Raw genomic sequence first — 17,861 nt, 5'->3', positions numbered from 1 at the left:
TATTTTTGTTCAACTATATCCGTTTATTGATTCATGGATTTTAAAAAGCAGGGGCAGACAATTAGTTTTAAAGTGATTATTTTATTGATTCTGAGTGGGGTATTTTGCTCCTCTTGCCTTAAAGAGCCCGACTATAAATCTGAATTGTCGATCCGTTTTTCTTCGGACACCCTTAGTTTTGATACCGTATTTACCACCCTCGGTTCAACGACGCTTTACATCAAAATCTTCAATACCAGCAATGAGGGAATAGTACTTGAAAATTTGTACCTTGCAGGGGGATCAAATTCCCACTTCAGGCTGAACTTAAATGGACAGACCGGCAGATCATTTAAAAACCTGCAAATTAATTCCAAAGACAGCATTTATCTTTTTTGTGAAGTCACCATCCAACCAAATGACCCACTGGAAATAAGTCCATTTGTGATTTTAGATTCTGTGATCGTAGAAAATTCAGGGGGGACAAAAACTTTAATACTTGAGGCGTATGGACAAAATGCCAATTATTTTCCTGCCAAATCCCATCAGCGGCAAGTTTCAGGGTTTGATCTGGAGGGTGCGACATTGGTTTGGAATGATCCAAAACCTTATGTGGTGTACGGAGTGGTTTTTTTGGACAACGGAGTGCTGCAGATTGAAGCTGGAACCAAAATTCATTTCTTTGGAGGACTGGCTTCTTATAAAAATGCAGAAGGAGGCACTGTTTTTTATCAGGATGGTCGTCTGATCATCGGATCCAATGCATCGATTAAAGTCAACGGAACACAAGATAACAGGGTATTAATCACCGGAGCTCGGCTCGAACCTATTTTTCAGGACTTACCCGGGCAATGGTCGGGTATTGCACTGGATAAATATTCAAAGGGCAATACCTTCAAATTTGCGGACATTCGAAATAGTTTGCAGGGGCTTTCTATGGACAGCCTTTCTGAATGCGAGATCAGCAATTGTGTATTTTCCCATCAATCCTTTTCCGGGATAAATGCCTTGAGTGCGAAATTGGAGTTAAACAATTGCTTGTTTTTTGATCAGGGTCAACAATCGATTTCGTTTCAGAACGGAGGACAATTGCAGGTTGCATATACCACTTTTGCCAATTTCGGAAACGACGAATCATCGGTGTTTGTTTCGAATCTTTATTGTGCAGATCCACCATTTTGCCTGGACATTCGGTCCAATTCTTTGCAGGCAGCTTTTACCAACTGTATCATTACAGGATCCAATGAAGATGAGTTTTGGATGGTTCGTGATGAACTAAAATTGGTTCCATTTAATTTGAGCCTAGTGAATTGTTTGTTTAGATCGAAGGAACTTTTGTCACAAAGAAATTATCCAGACTTTATTACAACTTATACCGAAGCTTGCATCCTCTACCAAAAAACAGATAGCTTATTCAGAAAGATAGAGGAAAATGATTTTCGTTTGGATAGTCTTTCCGTCGCTGAAAATAAAGCCAAACCATTAAGCCTTTTACAATTGGATCTATTGGGTTTTCCGAGAGATCCAGTCAGCCCTGACCTGGGTTGTTTTGAATTTGAAAAATGAGCATTTTTCAATAATAGACTTGCTGGAATAGGAATAATTTTCCCAATTATGTCCATCAAATGAACATGATTTAAAGCCATCTTTGGTTCAGGTTAAAAGGGAACGAGTTGAAGAAATATGGCTCAGGAACTTTTTATTCTCTGAAATTGTTTATTTCCTTTAGTAGCTTCAAACTAAGATATCTTCCATACTTGACAATTCGTTTTTAATAAAATTTTCGTTTTTGAACCCATTGGCTTGATTTTTGCAACCCCGCTATAGTTGAAAAATGTCAGATTTTCTCCTTCCGATCATCCCAATCTTTGTTTTAAGAAGGTGATTTTAAATGGATGCTGGTATTTGATCGTTTGTGATGCGGAAGTTTATAATTTATTTTGGTCTATATGAGTAAATCAAATATTTTAATCGGAGTCATTGCTGGAGTGGCGCTTGGTGCTCTATTGGGAGTTTTATTTGCACCCACCAAGGGATCAAAAACAAGGAAAAAAATTTCCAAAAAAGCTTTAGAAACAAGTGAAGATCTCAAGCTCAGATTGGAAGATCTCTTGGACATCATTTCGGAAACTCTGGATAACAAAAAAACAGAAACTCCAAAAGATGAAATGCAATAAATCAACAAGAAGAGTGGATGGTAAAATGGAAGTATTTTCATTGAGATGGAAAAAGCTTTAAATATTGACAGATAAAAACCATGGAACCAGAAGAAAAATTTTACGAACCCCTCGTCCAAAAAGCTCAGGAATACTGGGAGACAAGCCTTGAGTTGTATAAATTAAAACTCATTGATCAGTTTACAAGTTTGTTCTCAAGTTTTGTTGTTCATTTGATTTGTTTGATATTATTCACATTGTTTATGCTCATGATGAGCATTGGTATCGCGGTTTGGATGGGAGAATGGATGGGTAAACTCTATCTTGGATTTCTGGCACTTGCAGCAGTCTATATTATTTTGGTAGTCCTTGTTCATTTTCTTTTGCGCAGAAGAATAAAATTGAAAGTGAGTAATTCTTTGATATCACATTTGACGAAATAGAACCAATGCAGAAAATTCAAAACGTGAGTGAGTTAAAAGCAGCCATCGCGGCGCTGGAAACAAAGAAGGAAGAAAACCTGCGTCAGCTGAAGATGGAATGCTTGAATGCATATGAAATAATTAAACCAACCAATCTCATTAAACAATCCATAAAGGAAGTAGTCGGCTCCCAAGATATTTTGCAGGATGTTCTAAAGGCTGTGGCTGCTATGGTATTGGGATATTTTACAAAGAAATCAGTTTTGGGAGTGGGAACTCACAATTGGCAAAAGGCATTGGCTGCTCTGCTTCAATTGGCTGTTTCCGGTTTGGTTTCAGATAATTCAAGTGGAATCAAAGAAAAGCTGAGGCGCTTGATTCAAAAATTGATTTCAAAATTAAAGCCCTCTTCCTAAGTTTTTTCCCCGTCAACGATAAGCGATTCCTGACAATTCTGAAACAAGGGTCAATTTTTTAATTGAAACATGCTTGTTTGAAGACGGGAAACCAACCGGGATTTTAATTTAGCCTCTTCGATTCTGTTGGAATAGTCATTTTAGAAAAGAAATTGGCAAAGGGTATGTTCTTTGAAAACAATCTGATAGATCTTCAAGAGGGGGTTTATTTTGTCCGGGTCGGCAGTCGTGTCAAGTTTCTCTGCAAATACTAGATCATTCAATTTTATAGAATGTCCGAAAAGAAGTTGCGTAAATAGCCTTTCTGATGCATTCATTAAATTGGGGGCTTGTATTTAGCGGCCTCAAGCAAAGAATGTTATATCTTTACCCGTATTATGTTAGAACTCAAACATTAAATTTGTTTTATTTTTTCTAAACGAACAAAGCATGAATCTCAACAAAGTTTTGTCATTGCAAATTGATTTATCATTGCTTTGGAGTTATAAAAGGCTGATGACAAAATTTCTTCAGTCGAATTTGGGGAAAATTCGAATGAGCAAGATACTTGTTCCGATGTGGATTCTATGGTTTACTTTTTCTGTCATAAACCCAAATCGGATCCAGGCACAATGTACCGGTTTTGATGTTGATGCAGGTCCGGACCTGATCATTTGTGATTTGACCCAAGATATTCAGCTTCAGGGTTCTGTCAATGGTTCGTACACAAGCCTGCGTTGGTCTCCCGGCACTCACTTGAGCAATCCGGATGTTTTAGATCCATTTTTGACCACCAGAGTTCCTGGAAAATACATCTATAAGCTTACAGCAGAAGGAGTATCCACCAACAATCTTATTACCAATGGAAATTTCGAAGGCGGCAACTCGGGTTTCTCATCCAACTATGCTTATACCTTTGTCAATACTACGGAGGGGGAATATTTTGTTACGCCCAACCCTGCGGCATGGAATGGTGGGTTTAGTGCTTGTGGAGATCACACTTCAGGTGGAGGCAACATGCTCTTATTGAATGGACATCCTGTGGCCAATACGAATTTTTGGTGTCAGACCATTCCCACCGTAGCAGGAAGAATGTATCTGTTTGAATTTTGGCATACTTCAGTCGTCGCATCCAACCCTGGCCAGCTGACCATCAAAATAAATGGCGCCACCGTGGGTGGAACCAGAGCAGGAGGTCTGTGCAGCTGGGAGCGATTTGAATATTGCTTTACGGCGACTTCTTCATCTACACAAATATGCATGAGCGAATCCTCAGGAATTCGCGGAGGGAATGATTTTGCAGTGGATGATATTGCACTGTTTGAAAAGTGCATGGACATGGATGAAGTTGAAATTGAAATCATTGATCTTAAAGCAAAAATTGACATCGTCAAAAGACCCAAATGTTTTTCGGAAGCATTTGATTTAACGGCAATCGGATCTTCATTTGGCCCTGACATCCGATATGAATGGTCTTCTGACGGTGGCAGGATTTTATCGCAGAATGGCCAACAGGCTCGAGGCAGAGGTTCCGGAATTTATACGGTTAAAGTAATTTATACGAATGGTGCGGTTAGTTGTGAGACAGAAGCAAGTATTGAGTTTGAGGCAGATGAAGAATTATTTGGATTTCTCCTGGCTGATAAAAAATTGAATTGCAGATTGGACAGCATTACACTCAAAGTAAATATGGCCACTGGGAGTGGGGATTATTCCTATCGGTGGTCTCCGGATTCTTTGATTTTGTTGGGTAAGAATACGGAATCAGTTTTGGTCAATCAGGCAACAAATTACAGTGTAACTGTGACAGACAATTTTTCAGGTTGTAGCCTTGAAATACAATTGGCTGTGACTCCTGATACGCTCAGACCTATAGCAAGTATCGTGGGTGATAGTATGCTCAATTGTCTAAGGACCCAGGTACATTTATTTGCACCATCCAAAGACAGTTTGAAATACAACTTTGAATGGATCTTACCCAATCAAAGCCGGCTTCAGGATAGCACACAAATCATTTCCTCTTTTCCCGGAAATTATCGTCTTATTTTGACGGATACCAACAATCATTGCAGAGACACTGCCTACTGGAATGTCGGTTTGGATACATTGAACCCGCGCTTAGAATTGGGTCCTGATTTGGAGATTGACTGTTCGAATCGCCAATTCAGTGTAACCAATTTAGTTTCCAATTCTCCCGGTAACTATAAATTTCATTGGCGATTTGACACAACTTCACTTCCCATAGAAAATAGTTTGCTTCCAAAAGTAGTTGACTCAGCTGGTAAAGTGAGCCTAAGGCTGATCAACGTAAACAATGGATGTGAATCGATTGACAGTTTATTTATAACAGATCGGAGGGATATACCCTTTGTAGATGCCGGACCGGACACTTTGATTAATTGCAGAAATTCGAGCGTTCAGTTGAAAGCAGATGTCGATCCAAGGGATTCTGTCCAATTTACCTGGACCACAATGGGTGGGAATATTCTGACAGGATCCTTTTCAGATTCTATTTTGGTCAATCAAAAGGGTTGGTATTTTCTGCAAGTATTCAATCCAAAGAATGGATGCATCAATTCAGATTCTGTTTTTGTCGATGTAGACAAAGTTCTCCCATCGGTTGTCTTGGGACCCGATCAGATTTTTGCCTGTAAAGACAGTGTGCTGACCATTGATGCTTCGGCAAGTACCTCAGATCCGGAAATTACATATTTATGGAAAACATCAAATGGCCTTATTCTTTCTGGTAATGGAACTCCACAAATACAAGCAGGTGCACCCGGACTCTATTGGTTAATATTAATCAACGAAAAAACCGGATGCAGCGATTCTGCAATGATTAATTTGATGGCAGATCAAAACAAGCCGGTGGTTTCCATTTCTCCTCCAGACACTTTGAACTGTATCCAAAAGATGATACAGCTCCACGCAACAGCTTTTTCAAATAACAATAACTCATTGGATATCGTTTGGACCGGTCCTGTTGGATCAGTTATTGACCCTGTTGATTCTCTTCACCCCTTAATTTCTCATTCTGGAATATATTATTTGTTGGTCACAGACCAAACAAACGGATGTACGTCGATTGCAAGCATCGAAGTAAGAATAGATACCCTTGCTCCAATTGCTACAGCAGGGCCAGATCAAGTTTGGAATTGCTCAAGCTCACAAGTCCGGTTGCATGGATCAGGAATGGCAAGTCATTTCGATTTAGTTTATAATTGGAGTACTTCAGATGGTCTTATTCTCAGCAATCCAAACCTGGATTCAATTTTGGTCAAGGGACCTGGGTTGTTTTCATTCAGGGTTCTGGATCGCAGAAATGGATGTATTGCGATCGATCAATTGGAGTTAATACCAGACCTGGATACCCCAGTTTTGAATATTGTATTTCCAGATACATTGACTTGTTTAAACACCCAAGTTTTATTGCAGGCAAATGCAATGGCTCATTCTGGTTCTGCCATGTATTTTTGGAGCACCACAAATGGTAATATTCTCTCAGGAGCCAATACGCCAAATGCAATGGTGGACAAGGCAGGTATGTATAGGATTCAGATTACGGATTCAGGAAATTTTTGTAATACGGAGAAATGGGTTACGGTGCATGAGGATAAATTAATACCCCAATTTCAAATACTAAAACCACAAGAGTTAAATTGTTCGAATGCAAGTGTTCAATTGATTGCCCAAATCACAGCTCCATTGTCGGGATACAATCTAAATTGGTTTACCCTGGATGGGAATTTGATCCGTGGTGTAGATTCTTTAATTTCAATCGCGGACAAAGTGGGGAAATATTATTTAAAAATGACAAATCGGTCGAATGGGTGTGAGAATATCGACAGTGTTGATGTTTTTGAGAACCTCAATGTACCCGTTGAAATTTTGATCGATGTGGACCAACCCAGATGTACGGGTGAACCAGGCAGTCTTTCCATTTTACAAATAGTCGGAGGTGTAGGTCCGTTTGAATATTTTTTGAATGGAAAAGCAATCCAACCCCCAAATATTCCAGCATTGAATACTGGTTGGTACAATTTGACGATTCGGGATGTAAACGGTTGTGATTTGAGAAGAGATTTTGAAATTTTAAATGGTTCAACCATTGGAATTCAACTTCTGCCATCTGTTAAAATAAACGAAGGAGATCAGTATTCCATTAAACCGGTTTTCTCGATTCCTTTGGATTCTATTTCCTGGATTCAGTGGACTCCATCTGAACACTTAAGTTGTACCAGTTGCCCGGAACCCGAAATCATAGGATTGAAAGATGAGAAAAGGTACACCATCACATTCGCCAATCACCACGGATGCACAGCCACGGCTAGCATTTTGATAGAAATTATCAAAAGAGAGGTATGGGTACCCAATGCATTTAGTCCAAATGGCGATGGAGTGAACGATGGTTTTTATCCGGTGGTTACGGAGGACAGCTATCATCTGATCAGGTCAATGAGTATCTATGATCGTTGGGGTGCATTGATTTTTAGTAAATCCAACTTTCCGCCCAATCTCCCTGATGAAGGGTGGGATGGAAGGTTTAATGGTACACCACTGATGCCGGGAGTGTATGTGTACTTGATTGAATTGGAATGGAAAAATGGAGAGACACAATGGCTTAAAGGGGACATACATCTCATCCGGTAGTCAAACATTTTATTAATGGATCAATGAACTTTGATTTTTTTCATTGCAATACACTGTTTGAACGCTTGTCTTTTAATTCATTAACAGATATGATTTAAGAACTCGTTTATAGATGATTGAAATTATTAAAAATGAAAATAAGCGCGATTAGTAAACTGGCAATACCTGAGGGTGAGGAAATCTATGGCAAGGATATCAGACAAGGTATTTTATCAATGATTAAAACCTTCCATCCGGATTTTACGGAAGATGATTATATTTCATTGCAGGAATTGAATCAATTTAGAAGAGCCTATCTTTCTTCCCTGATCATTCAGGAAAAGGGTGAGCTTGAAGCAATCGATCGGGATGTAATGGATGCTATCAGGAATAATTCGGTACTCTCAGAAAATATTCATGATGACATAGAGGTTGGACTTAGTTTCGGACAAAAGATCGCAGATAAAATTGCTGTATTTGGAGGAAGCTGGACCTTCATTGTTTCCTTCTTTCTTTTTATTTTGACATGGATTGGTGTCAATGGATTCCTTTTCTACAACAGGCCTTTTGACCCCTATCCATTCATTCTATTGAATTTATTGCTTTCTTGCCTCGCGGCGATTCAAGCTCCCATTATCATGATGAGTCAGAACAGACAAGAACAAAAGGACAGACTGAGGAATGAACATGATTATAAGATTAACTTAAAAGCTGAACTTGAGATTAAATTGCTCAGTGAAAAAATCGATCATCTTTTGGTTCATCAAAACAGAAAGCTTCTTGAGATCCAGGAATTGCAAACAGACTATTTGGAAGATCTTATGAAAAAATTAATCACGAAGTAATTCAATTTCAATTTGAATGAGCCTTTGGCTTTTTCCGGAAGTTGCGTTGAATTGGTTTTGTGGATTGAATCCAATCAGATGGATATAAATTGAAAAAAAATTGAGAATAGCTATTATTCATAAAGGTAGAATTCCCGCCTTGCTGTACGGAGGGACAGAACGAGTCATTTGGTCACTCGGGAAAGAGTTGGTGCGCATGGGTCATCAGGTATGTTACTTTGTTAAAAAAGGATCTGTATGTGATTTTGCACCATTGGTAGAACTGGATGAAACGAGGAGCATCATTTCTCAGATCGAAGGACCTTTTGATGTACTTCATTTTCATTTTACTCCGGATGACATAGATAAACTACAAAATCCATTTGTAATCACCATTCATGGCAATTCAAGCAATCAAGATGTCTTGAACATAAATAGTATATTTGTTTCTGCCGATCACGCCCAACGACATTCCAGTGATTCCTTTGTGTACAATGGCCTTGACTGGTCAGAGTACACGAAGCCCAATCTGTCTATACAAAGGAAGTATTTTCATTTTTTGGGAAATGCTGCCTGGCGGGTTAAAAATGTAAAAGGAGCCATCAATACCATTCTTCGCACAAAAACTGAACAATTGAAAGTACTTGGAGGAGTCCGATTTAATTTTAGAATGGGAATCAGATTTACCCTCTCAAAGAAAGTTCAGTTTTACGGAATGGTGGGTGGTTACCAAAAAGACCAATTGGTCAATGCATCAAAGGGTTTGATTTTTCCGGTGCGCTGGCATGAACCTTTTGGATTGGCGGTCATCGAAAGTCTGTATTATGGATGTCCTGTTTTTGGCACGCCCTATGGAGCATTGCCGGAGTTGGTGCATCCGGATGTAGGATATTTAAGCAATGTAGAAAGTGATATGGTGGATGCTTTGTTACATGCAGGGAATTTTGATCCAAAAGTTTGTCATGAATATGCAGCCAGCGAATTTAACAGCCACAAGATGGCCAAGAACTATCTTGAAAAGTACGGGCTGGTTCTTGCAGGAAAAGCACTCAATCCAACAGCTCCTCATCTTAAGCAAATACCAGCGCAAAAATTTCTCGATTGGAATATTGAATAATGTCAATTTGCCATGATACCAATGGATTTATATTGAAGCAAATTAAAATACTATCATAAAATGAAAGCCATCGTTTATACAAAGTACGGTCCTCCTGAAGTGGCACAATTAACAGAGATTGATATGCCTGTTCCCAAGGACGACGAATTACTCATTGAGGTCTATGCTTCAACCGTCAACAGGACCGATTGCGGATTTAGGTCTGCAGAATATTTTATTGTGCGTTTTTTTAGCGGACTTATTGTCCCAAAAAACAAAGTTCTCGGATGCGAATTTGCCGGCGAAGTAGTTGGAATGGGAAAAAACGTTGGACGTTATAAAAAAGGAGATCGGGTATTTGGTTTTAATGAAGTCAACTTTGGTGGACATGCTGAATATCTGACTGCAAAAGAGAACGGACCCATTGCTTTGATTCCTGAAGGCTGGACTTTTGAAGAGGCAGCTCCATTGACGGAAGGAGTACATTACGCTTATAGCAATATAAAGGCTGCTGGCATTCAGAAAGGTCAGAGAGTGTTGATAAACGGAGGTACTGGTGCGATTGGCTCTGCGGCCATCCAATTGCTTAAAAGCATGGGAGTGGAAGTGACGGCAGTTTGTCATTCCAAAGACATAAATCTTGTTAGCTCACTTGGAGCAGAGAAAGTCATTGATTACACCAAAGAAGATTTTACAAAACTGGATATTTTGTTTGATGTTGTTTTTGATGCTGTAGGCAAAAGTTCCTTTGGAAAATGCAAAGCAATATTAAAGGACAAGGGAATTTATATGTCCACCGAACTGGGTAAGATGTCTCAGAATCCTTTTCTGGCTTTGATTACACCCTGGTTGGGAGCTAAGAAAGTACTGTTTCCGCTTCCTACGATTACTCAGAAGGACGTTCTTTATTTTAGAGAATTGGCGATGGCAGGGAAATTAAAACCTGTTATTGACCGGAAATACCCTATGGAACGAATCGTTGAGGCCTACCGCTATGTAGAGACAGGCCAAAAAGTAGGAAATGTGCTTTTAACCATTAAAGCGTAGAAATTTATTAGAAAATCACCGGATGATTTTGAATATCATGCAATTGACATGATAAGCTTTTCATTAAGTTTGGTTTTTCGCACCTGGCTGATTCTCAATATTTGATTTGGTAATATGGAAGACAAGCTTAACTTTGTCAGATATTTCTTCAAACAAACTTAAAATCTTATTTTATGACAAAACAAGCAATCGGCATCATCGTTGGTGCCATCTTATTGTTCCTCTGGCAATTTTTGTCTTGGTCCATGTTGGGGATCCACAGCAATGAATTTACTTATACAGCCAATCAGCAACAGATATTGGACTGTCTTGCACAAAATTTGACCGAGGAAGGAACGTACATGCTTCCAGGAGTCCCACCAGGTTCCAGCATGGAAGAAGAACAAGCTTTGATGGAGCAAAACATGGGTAAACCCTGGGCTTCTGTTACCTACCACAAAGTTGAAAACACCAACATGGGCATGAATATGTTCAGGGGTTTTTTGGTGGATATTGTGGCATTGTTTTTTTTGGTTTGGATCTTAATGAGACTCCAAAATAACAATCTGATGACAAGCGTTCAGGCCTCTGTAATGGTTGGTTTGATTGCGTATTTGACCATACCCTATACCAATTCAATCTGGTTTTCTACCCAATCCATGGGCTACCTGATAGATGCCGTGGTCTCGTGGGGATTGGTAGGACTTTGGCTGGGTTGGTGGATGAATCGTTCTTAAATTACATTTCATTTTATTAAAAAAAATACCCGACATCATTGGATTTCGGGTATTTTTTTTTTGGATGATTTGTGGTTCTATTCCAACTGATTTTATCCATCAAATCAAATGGAAAACCAGCTTTTTATTTTTTTCTTGGGGAGGTTCTTTTCTGCTTGACTTTACCACTATTTCCCCCTGTACTGGTTTTACTGCGGGTGACTTTATTACCTCTTGGTCCCGTGACACTTGTCTTACTTTTCGTCAGCTTGTTTCCTCTGGGTCCAGTAACGGTGGTTTTGCTTTTGGTCACTTTGTAATGCCTGTGAGCAGGTGCGTATCTTGTTTTTACTATGGTGGAATGTCTGTGATAGGGTGCATAAATTCTGTGACCACCAACGCATCTTCTCGTGTGTACAAACCGCACATGAGGTCCTGCATACGCAAATCTGTATGGGCGCCAAATTGACCATCCCCATGGCCTTCTGGGTATCCACCAGGCAGGGTAATAGCCCCAACGCCAGGCTGATCTCCATGGCCGATATCCGATGGTATAAACATGACGCACACAAGGCCAAAACCAAACATTCACGACAATGGTTTGGGCTTCTAAGAATGGATTTGGTCCGTTGCCTTTTGCATCATCTTCTTCTTTCAAATAGTCATCAGGACTACCGGGTTCGATGATTTGACTTTCCCCGAAAATGGCTTCATCTCCAATGATTTGGACAACGGCGGATTCTTCGCCGGTTTTTTCAAGTTCGATTACTGCGATGTCTTGTGTTTCTTTTTCAGATACGTCAACACTCAAAACAAATAGTCTAACATCACCATCCTGATATTCATTTACTTTAACAAAGTCTACCTGGCCATCTTCATTCAAATCGAGGTTGTTTACTTTGTTGTTTTCTTCATTGATCAGTTTTTCAAATTCTTCCGGAGATCCAGCTTTTTTAAACATTTCCAGGGCCGCTTCCAATGAGAAATGGTCTCCTGCCAGTCCTGTACTGTCCTGGGCAATCAGAAATGAAATATTAAAACAGGATATAAAAAGCAGAATAGCTTTAAAATTGATCTTTTTTAACATAGATTTGTTTTTCGAAAGGATTCAAAATTGTCCTTTGGACCAATTAATTTCTAACAAGTTTAAAGCGTTCAGCATGGAAATAGAAAAAAGAAGCAGAAGAGGATTTGTGGCAAAATTGTCGGTCGGGTTTCTCGGTTGGCTGGGTCTTTCCAATGGTCGAAAAACAGCTATAATAGAAGATATGGTACAAGCCAATGTTAAAAAGCCCATTCGGGAAATTAAACCCATGGGATTTAATTGGGATACTTTGGATCCCTTTCTGTTTTGTGTTCACCATGAGGATTTTTTTCCAAAAGGCAACGATGAACTTGGCCCTGCAGTTTCACTAAAAGGAAGACCGCTTGGTGACGATTTCATTATTAAGGACGGATTTCGTATGTACCATGGTAAGAAAGTACCAGGTTTTCCCGGACATCCGCATCGGGGATTTGAGACCGTGACCGTTGTCAGAAAAGGATTGGTCGATCACGCAGACAGCATGGGCGCATCAGGCAGATACGGTGAGGGTGACGTCCAATGGATGACTGCAGGGAAAGGAGTTCAACATTCAGAAATGTTTCCACTAATTAAAAAGGATGAAGAAAATCCCCTGGAATTGTTTCAGATCTGGCTCAATCTTCCAAGGAAAAATAAAATGGTGGAACCCCATTTCAAAATGTTGTGGGGTAGCAGCATTCCAAAATTGAAAATGGAAGACCAGCAGGGAAAATCAATGGAAATTGAAGTGATGGCTGGTCAACTAAATGGCCTGTCTGCCCCAGCACCTCCCCCTGATTCATGGGCGGCAGATCCTTCTAACGAAGTAGCCATTTTCAACATTCGATTGGAGCCTGGATCAAGCTTTACTTTACCGGCTGCTTCAGAAGGAATTAACCGCACGATTTATTTTTATTCCGGTGAACACCTGCATGCAAGCGGAATCCCAATCCCAAAATATCATTTGGCGGTTGTAGAACCTACTTTGGATCTGATCCTAAGCAGCGGATCCACCGAATCAAAAATATTGATGTTGCAGGGAAGACCCATCAACGAACCTGTCATTCAGTATGGGCCATTTGTGATGAATACCAAACAGGAAATTCAACAGGCTTTTGATGATTTTCACAACACCAAGTTTGGTGGCTGGCCCTGGAGTCGGTATGATCAGGTACACGATCGCAGCGAAGGCAGATTTGCAAAACACGCAGACGGTAAATTTGAAAAAGGAGCATAGACTCAAATAAGTTATTTCTTCACACCTGTCCAAAATAATTTTTACAAATCAACATTCCCACTTTTTGTCGCGCACGACTGAACGATCCAAGCTAAAAGCTTGGTAGAGTGCGACAGCACTCTAAGTGAAGGAGCCGCGAAAGCGGAGTACCAAAAACGCAGCCTTTTCTAAGGCGGCATCTTCCTTGGTTCTATTGGGCTTAATTTGGTTCATTTTGCAAAGTTCACTGTTGGGACAGATTTTGGGCGCTGTATATTGCCGCTCCATAATTTAATTTCACTATGATAGTTTGTTTGATGGGTGCATCATATTAGTTTCAGTTAAAGGAGCGACAATATAAGACGCTATTTCCAAAATCTGTCCTTCTTGGGCCGCTGACGAAAAGGCTCTTAATATTAATCAATATTTAGATTGAAATATCAGGAATAATGATGGTTTTCAAGCATTTCAATGCGGCTTAGGGCTCCGTAGTGATTGAGCGATCCACGACTTTAGGAGTGGTCGAGTGCGACAGCACGAGAAGTGAAAGAACGCGTTAGCGCTTGTGGGAAGCTAAACAAAAGAATGGGCCATCGAGGCGGCGCACTCCAAGCCGTCCTTTGAGGGACGGTTCCCTCCTTTTGGAGTGACTTTGTGTCACTCCAATGTTCCCCGTATGGGGAACACCAGTCAGTCACATAGCGAAAGAGCTGCAGTTGGGTGAGCGAGGAGTCCAGCCGCGAGTTTTCTTTGGTTACTTTCTTTTGACGGCCAAAAGAAAGTAACATACATGAAGTTTGATAAACAAAATATATTTTTTAAATTGCAATAGTTGTTATGGGGTTCAATTTTAAAATATCGTTACAAAATTTGTATACACATGTAAATCAATAGCCATATTTTCAATTAAAATTATTTTGGACAGATGTGTTATTTCTTATAAAATAATTTCAATGGAATAATTATTCCAGCACAAGAAGCGTGCCTTCCGATCCGCACATCCAGAATTGTCCGCGATGGATCATGATATCCAGATAATTTATTTTTGGAAAGCCATCCAAGCTGTGCCATTTTTTGCCGCCATCGACCGTTCTGATAACGGTTCCATTTTCTCCAGCAGCCAATCCTTCCATGGGATTTTTAAATGCAACACATCGCAGTGGTAAATCTTTAACAAAAAGGCTATTGCCGTTACGCATCATTTGCCAGGTATATCCAGCATCTTCCGTTTTGATAATGCTTCCTCCGATGCCAATTGCAAAAGCCAGTGTATCATTGATGGTAAACAGGTCCCTCCAATGATCATTCATTTTAATGCTATCCCAATTCACTCCTCTGTCATGACTAATCATTATGACACCCCAACCCACCGCAATAAAGTGATCTTCACCCATCCGTACGATGGCGTCCATTTCCCTCTCCAACTCAATGAGCCTTTTTGCGGATTGAGTTTCAAAATCGAAGACATCCACATAACCTGTGCCAAAAGATTCTCCTCCGACCAAGAATAATTTGCGATCGTCTAAAAAGCAAAGTCCCCTGTAAAATGAATATCCTCCAAACTTAACGATCTCGGTTTTTTGAGGATGGAAAATATAGATTTGTTGATCAATGCCGGCTCCCAGGAACTGATCAGAGTACACCGATCTACCAATGGTGTAGATCTGTTTGTCATACAATGAATCCCGGGTCCAGCTGATTCCTCCATCCTCGGTCCGTATATGTAAACCAAGGGTCCAGTCCTTTCCACCCACAGCGACTCCGTTTAATTCATCAAAAAACAGAATCCCCGTCAATTCATCCCTAACACCGGTTGAAAAACTCCGGTAGCTGACGAATTCTTCTTGTTGACAGGAAAAGAGGAATACAAAAAAAATGGCAACAACAATCAGTTGCTTCAAAGTTTGAATTCGATGTTTAGTGGATAAAAACAACAGCAAAAAAATTAAAAATTCCCTTCATTCTTTGGGGAGAAAATAAAATGCTTCTGACTTAACTTATTATGACAAAAATAATAAAAAATCAGGATCTGTCTGGTTTTTAAGTTCATTGGTCAAAAAAATGTTTTGCCGTATGTTTTAAGATTTATCTTTACAGTCGGTTAAATGATTGGATTTACTGGAGTTATTTGACACTTTACTAATAAAAAGTATTGTATGATAGTCGATATTGTATGTCTTATATTGGTGGGAACCAGCTTTTATCTTGGATATACCAAGGGCATCATCAAAACTGTATTTGGTGTATTGGCCATCTTATTTGCATTATTGGCCACTTTGAAGTTTTCATTTGTGATGATTAATTTACTGGAAAAAATCTTGGATACAGACCCAAGAATCAATATCATATTGGGCTTTGCCCTCACGTTTATTTTGGTGATGATAGCGATTCGGATGATCGGTCACGGTCTGGAGAAAGTTCTTGAAACAATCCATCTCAATATTTTAAATAAGGTAGCAGGAGGAGTTGTTGCAGGATTTATGACGCTTGTTGTTTTCAGTTCATTGATTTGGTTTTTGGATCAGGTCAGATTAATCGGGCCTCAAACAAAGGAGCAGTCCATTGCTTATCCGGTACTTGAAAAAATGCCCGAACTGAGCAAAGAAGTATTTAGCGGCCTCAAACCCTATTTTAGTGAGTTTTGGGATAAGACGCAAAGAGCAATGGATCAGGTAGATGACAAAATATAACCGATTGAAATTAGACCGAACCATTGACATAAGATGATACTTGCGGCATCCTGGTTTTTCAAATTATTGCGACTCCACCAGTTTGAAGCAATATGTCTGTGGCCATTTGTGCTGTTGAAAAGAAGATCTTCCATGAAGGACCTCGTCCTGATAAATCATGAAAAAATTCATTTGCAGCAGCAGATTGAATTGGGAGTTGTCTTTTTCTATGTCTTTTATCTCGCTGAGTTCTTGTATTTTAAATTAAAGGGAAACAATCACCAGCAGGCTTACCAAAAGATCTCTTTCGAACGCGAGGCTTATGCAAATGAATCGGACTTGAGCTATCTTCGGTTCAGAAAACGCTGGTCTCAGTGGAAAAACTAAAGGAGAGATCTAGAGAAAATATTTTCATTTTCTAGGTATGGGAGAACCGTGTGGATCTGTATTGGGAAATCCAAGACTATCATCCACCTCATTGATCTCTTCATCACTCAGGTGATGCTCAATACGCTCGGCTTCATCGTGAATTTGGTCTGGTGCCAATCCCAATTCTTCCGCTAAAAATGTCTCCCATAATCTGTGGGCTCTCAACAATTGATGGGCCCTCAAGTGACCAGATTCGGTGAGCTGGATATCTTCTCCATCCCATTGCACGAGGCCTAATTTTTTCATTTTTTTAAGCCACTTTTTTAAGGTGGCATTGGAATGTCCTAATCTGTCTTGCAATTCTGAAAGCTTGTTATTTTTAGCGGATTGATCGCTCAATAATCTCTTAAGTATATCTTCTATGACCACGCGCATTTCATGCTTTTGCCTTGCTCTCCAGTTGGGGACAAGGCCTCGCTTTGGAGAAAATAGGACAACAAATAGGTAAAATAGCGTGGTCACTACCGCCATGGATGGTCCGGGAGGCGTATCGAGCAAAATCGAAAGAAGCAATCCCGTAAAAGCAGATACCATACCAATCAGTGCAGAGCTGACCATTACCTTGGGCAACCGGTCTGAAATGAGTAAGGCAGCGGAAGCAGGTGTAATTAACATCGCAACTACGAGGATTACTCCGACACTTCTCAGGGAAGCTACCACGACCAAAGACAACATCAACATCATGATATTGTGAAAAAGATGACTATTGAAACCAAGCGTTGCTGCAATTTCGGATTGAAAAGAGGTGGTAAATAATCCCCTGTACATCGTGATCAAAAGAAGCACGACAAAAACAGCCATGAAGGCAGAAATGATCAACTCATTCGTTTCCACCGCCAATACATTTCCAAATAAGAAATCCTTGAGGTCCAGATGGACACCCTCACTATTTGAAAGCCAACTGATGCCAATTACTCCAAGGGAAAACATAAAAGTGAAAATAATTCCAATGGCGGCATCATTTTTTACCCGAATGTGATTTTGAAGAAGTGTAATCAGAAAAGCGGATACGAGTCCCGCAATCACAGAACCCAAAAAAAAAGCGGTGGTGGAATATCCAAAAAACATAAAGGCAATGACAATTCCTGGTAGTATGGAATGGGAAAGTGCATCACCGATCAATGACATGTTTCTCAAGACGATAAAACATCCAAGTAATCCGCACAAACCTCCTACTAGAATAGAGGCCATCGCAGCCCTTAGGCCGGATTCCATCATAAAAAAGGACTCAATCACAGACT

Annotated in this window: 15 protein-coding genes; 12 read left to right on the top strand and 3 right to left on the bottom strand. The window is 39.9% G+C overall.

The annotated features are described in order from the left end of the window. The first annotated feature begins 33 nt into the window (after positions 1 to 33). The 9 genes from IPM48_00720 (at position 34) to IPM48_00680 (ending at position 11,264) form a co-directional block, all read left to right on the top strand. A complete protein-coding gene (locus IPM48_00720; GenBank protein ID MBK9270094.1) occupies positions 34 to 1,545 on the top strand; it encodes a right-handed parallel beta-helix repeat-containing protein in 1,512 nt (503 codons plus the stop codon). A gap of 383 nt (positions 1,546 to 1,928) precedes the next feature. After that, on the top strand, positions 1,929 to 2,156 hold the full coding sequence (locus IPM48_00715) for a YtxH domain-containing protein (protein MBK9270093.1): 228 nt from the start codon (positions 1,929 to 1,931) through the stop codon (positions 2,154 to 2,156). A gap of 80 nt (positions 2,157 to 2,236) precedes the next feature. Then, positions 2,237 to 2,578: a hypothetical protein gene (locus tag IPM48_00710; protein ID MBK9270092.1), complete on the top strand. Its 342-nt coding sequence runs from the start codon at positions 2,237 to 2,239 to the stop codon at positions 2,576 to 2,578. A gap of 5 nt (positions 2,579 to 2,583) precedes the next feature. After that, positions 2,584 to 2,973 (top strand): hypothetical protein, encoded by a 390-nt coding sequence (locus IPM48_00705; protein ID MBK9270091.1) that lies wholly within the window; start codon positions 2,584 to 2,586, stop codon positions 2,971 to 2,973. 429 nt (positions 2,974 to 3,402) lie between these two features. Next, positions 3,403 to 7,602: a gliding motility-associated C-terminal domain-containing protein gene (locus tag IPM48_00700; protein MBK9270090.1), complete on the top strand. Its 4,200-nt coding sequence runs from the start codon at positions 3,403 to 3,405 to the stop codon at positions 7,600 to 7,602. A gap of 131 nt (positions 7,603 to 7,733) precedes the next feature. Continuing rightward, complete coding sequence (locus IPM48_00695) at positions 7,734 to 8,426, top strand: DUF1003 domain-containing protein (protein ID MBK9270089.1); 693 nt, start codon at positions 7,734 to 7,736, stop codon at positions 8,424 to 8,426. Positions 8,427 to 8,622: 196 nt separating this feature from the next. Beyond that, entirely contained in the window at positions 8,623 to 9,522 is a 900-nt protein-coding gene (locus IPM48_00690; protein MBK9270088.1) for a glycosyltransferase, read from the top strand. Positions 9,523 to 9,582: 60 nt separating this feature from the next. After that, positions 9,583 to 10,548: an NAD(P)-dependent alcohol dehydrogenase gene (locus IPM48_00685; GenBank protein MBK9270087.1), complete on the top strand. Its 966-nt coding sequence runs from the start codon at positions 9,583 to 9,585 to the stop codon at positions 10,546 to 10,548. A 173-nt stretch (positions 10,549 to 10,721) separates the two neighbouring features. Next, positions 10,722 to 11,264 (top strand): hypothetical protein, encoded by a 543-nt coding sequence (locus IPM48_00680; protein ID MBK9270086.1) that lies wholly within the window; start codon positions 10,722 to 10,724, stop codon positions 11,262 to 11,264. A 124-nt stretch (positions 11,265 to 11,388) separates the two neighbouring features. On the opposite strand, the gene IPM48_00675 is transcribed toward IPM48_00680, so the two are convergent. Further along, on the bottom strand, positions 11,389 to 12,330 hold the full coding sequence (locus IPM48_00675; GenBank protein MBK9270085.1) for a hypothetical protein: 942 nt from the start codon (positions 12,328 to 12,330) through the stop codon (positions 11,389 to 11,391). A gap of 181 nt (positions 12,331 to 12,511) precedes the next feature. On the opposite strand from IPM48_00675, the gene IPM48_00670 reads away from it, so the two are divergent. Beyond that, positions 12,512 to 13,543, top strand: coding sequence for a pirin family protein (locus IPM48_00670; GenBank protein MBK9270084.1), 1,032 nt, complete (start codon positions 12,512 to 12,514; stop codon positions 13,541 to 13,543). Positions 13,544 to 14,484: 941 nt separating this feature from the next. On the opposite strand, the gene IPM48_00665 is transcribed toward IPM48_00670, so the two are convergent. After that, on the bottom strand, positions 14,485 to 15,423 hold the full coding sequence (locus tag IPM48_00665; protein MBK9270083.1) for a hypothetical protein: 939 nt from the start codon (positions 15,421 to 15,423) through the stop codon (positions 14,485 to 14,487). 255 nt (positions 15,424 to 15,678) lie between these two features. Here IPM48_00665 and IPM48_00660 point away from each other — a divergent pair, with 255 nt between their 5' ends. Continuing rightward, positions 15,679 to 16,212 carry a CvpA family protein gene (locus tag IPM48_00660; protein MBK9270082.1) on the top strand — a complete coding sequence of 178 codons (534 nt, stop codon included), beginning with the start codon at positions 15,679 to 15,681 and terminating at the stop codon, positions 16,210 to 16,212. A gap of 33 nt (positions 16,213 to 16,245) precedes the next feature. After that, the gene (locus IPM48_00655; protein MBK9270081.1) at positions 16,246 to 16,578 is read left to right on the top strand and encodes a hypothetical protein; all 333 of its coding nucleotides are present in this window, start codon (positions 16,246 to 16,248) and stop codon (positions 16,576 to 16,578) included. Positions 16,579 to 16,602: 24 nt separating this feature from the next. Here IPM48_00655 and IPM48_00650 read toward each other — a convergent pair whose 3' ends face one another. Further along, positions 16,603 to 17,838, bottom strand: coding sequence for a metal ABC transporter permease (locus tag IPM48_00650; GenBank protein MBK9270080.1), 1,236 nt, complete (start codon positions 17,836 to 17,838; stop codon positions 16,603 to 16,605). Between the last annotated feature and the right edge of the window lie 23 nt (positions 17,839 to 17,861).

It is taken from the genome of Saprospiraceae bacterium, assembly GCA_016715965.1.
Lineage (GTDB): Bacteria > Bacteroidota > Bacteroidia > Chitinophagales > Saprospiraceae > Vicinibacter.
Note: the sequence above shows the minus strand (reverse complement) of the source record. Positions and strands in the feature narration are given on the sequence as shown.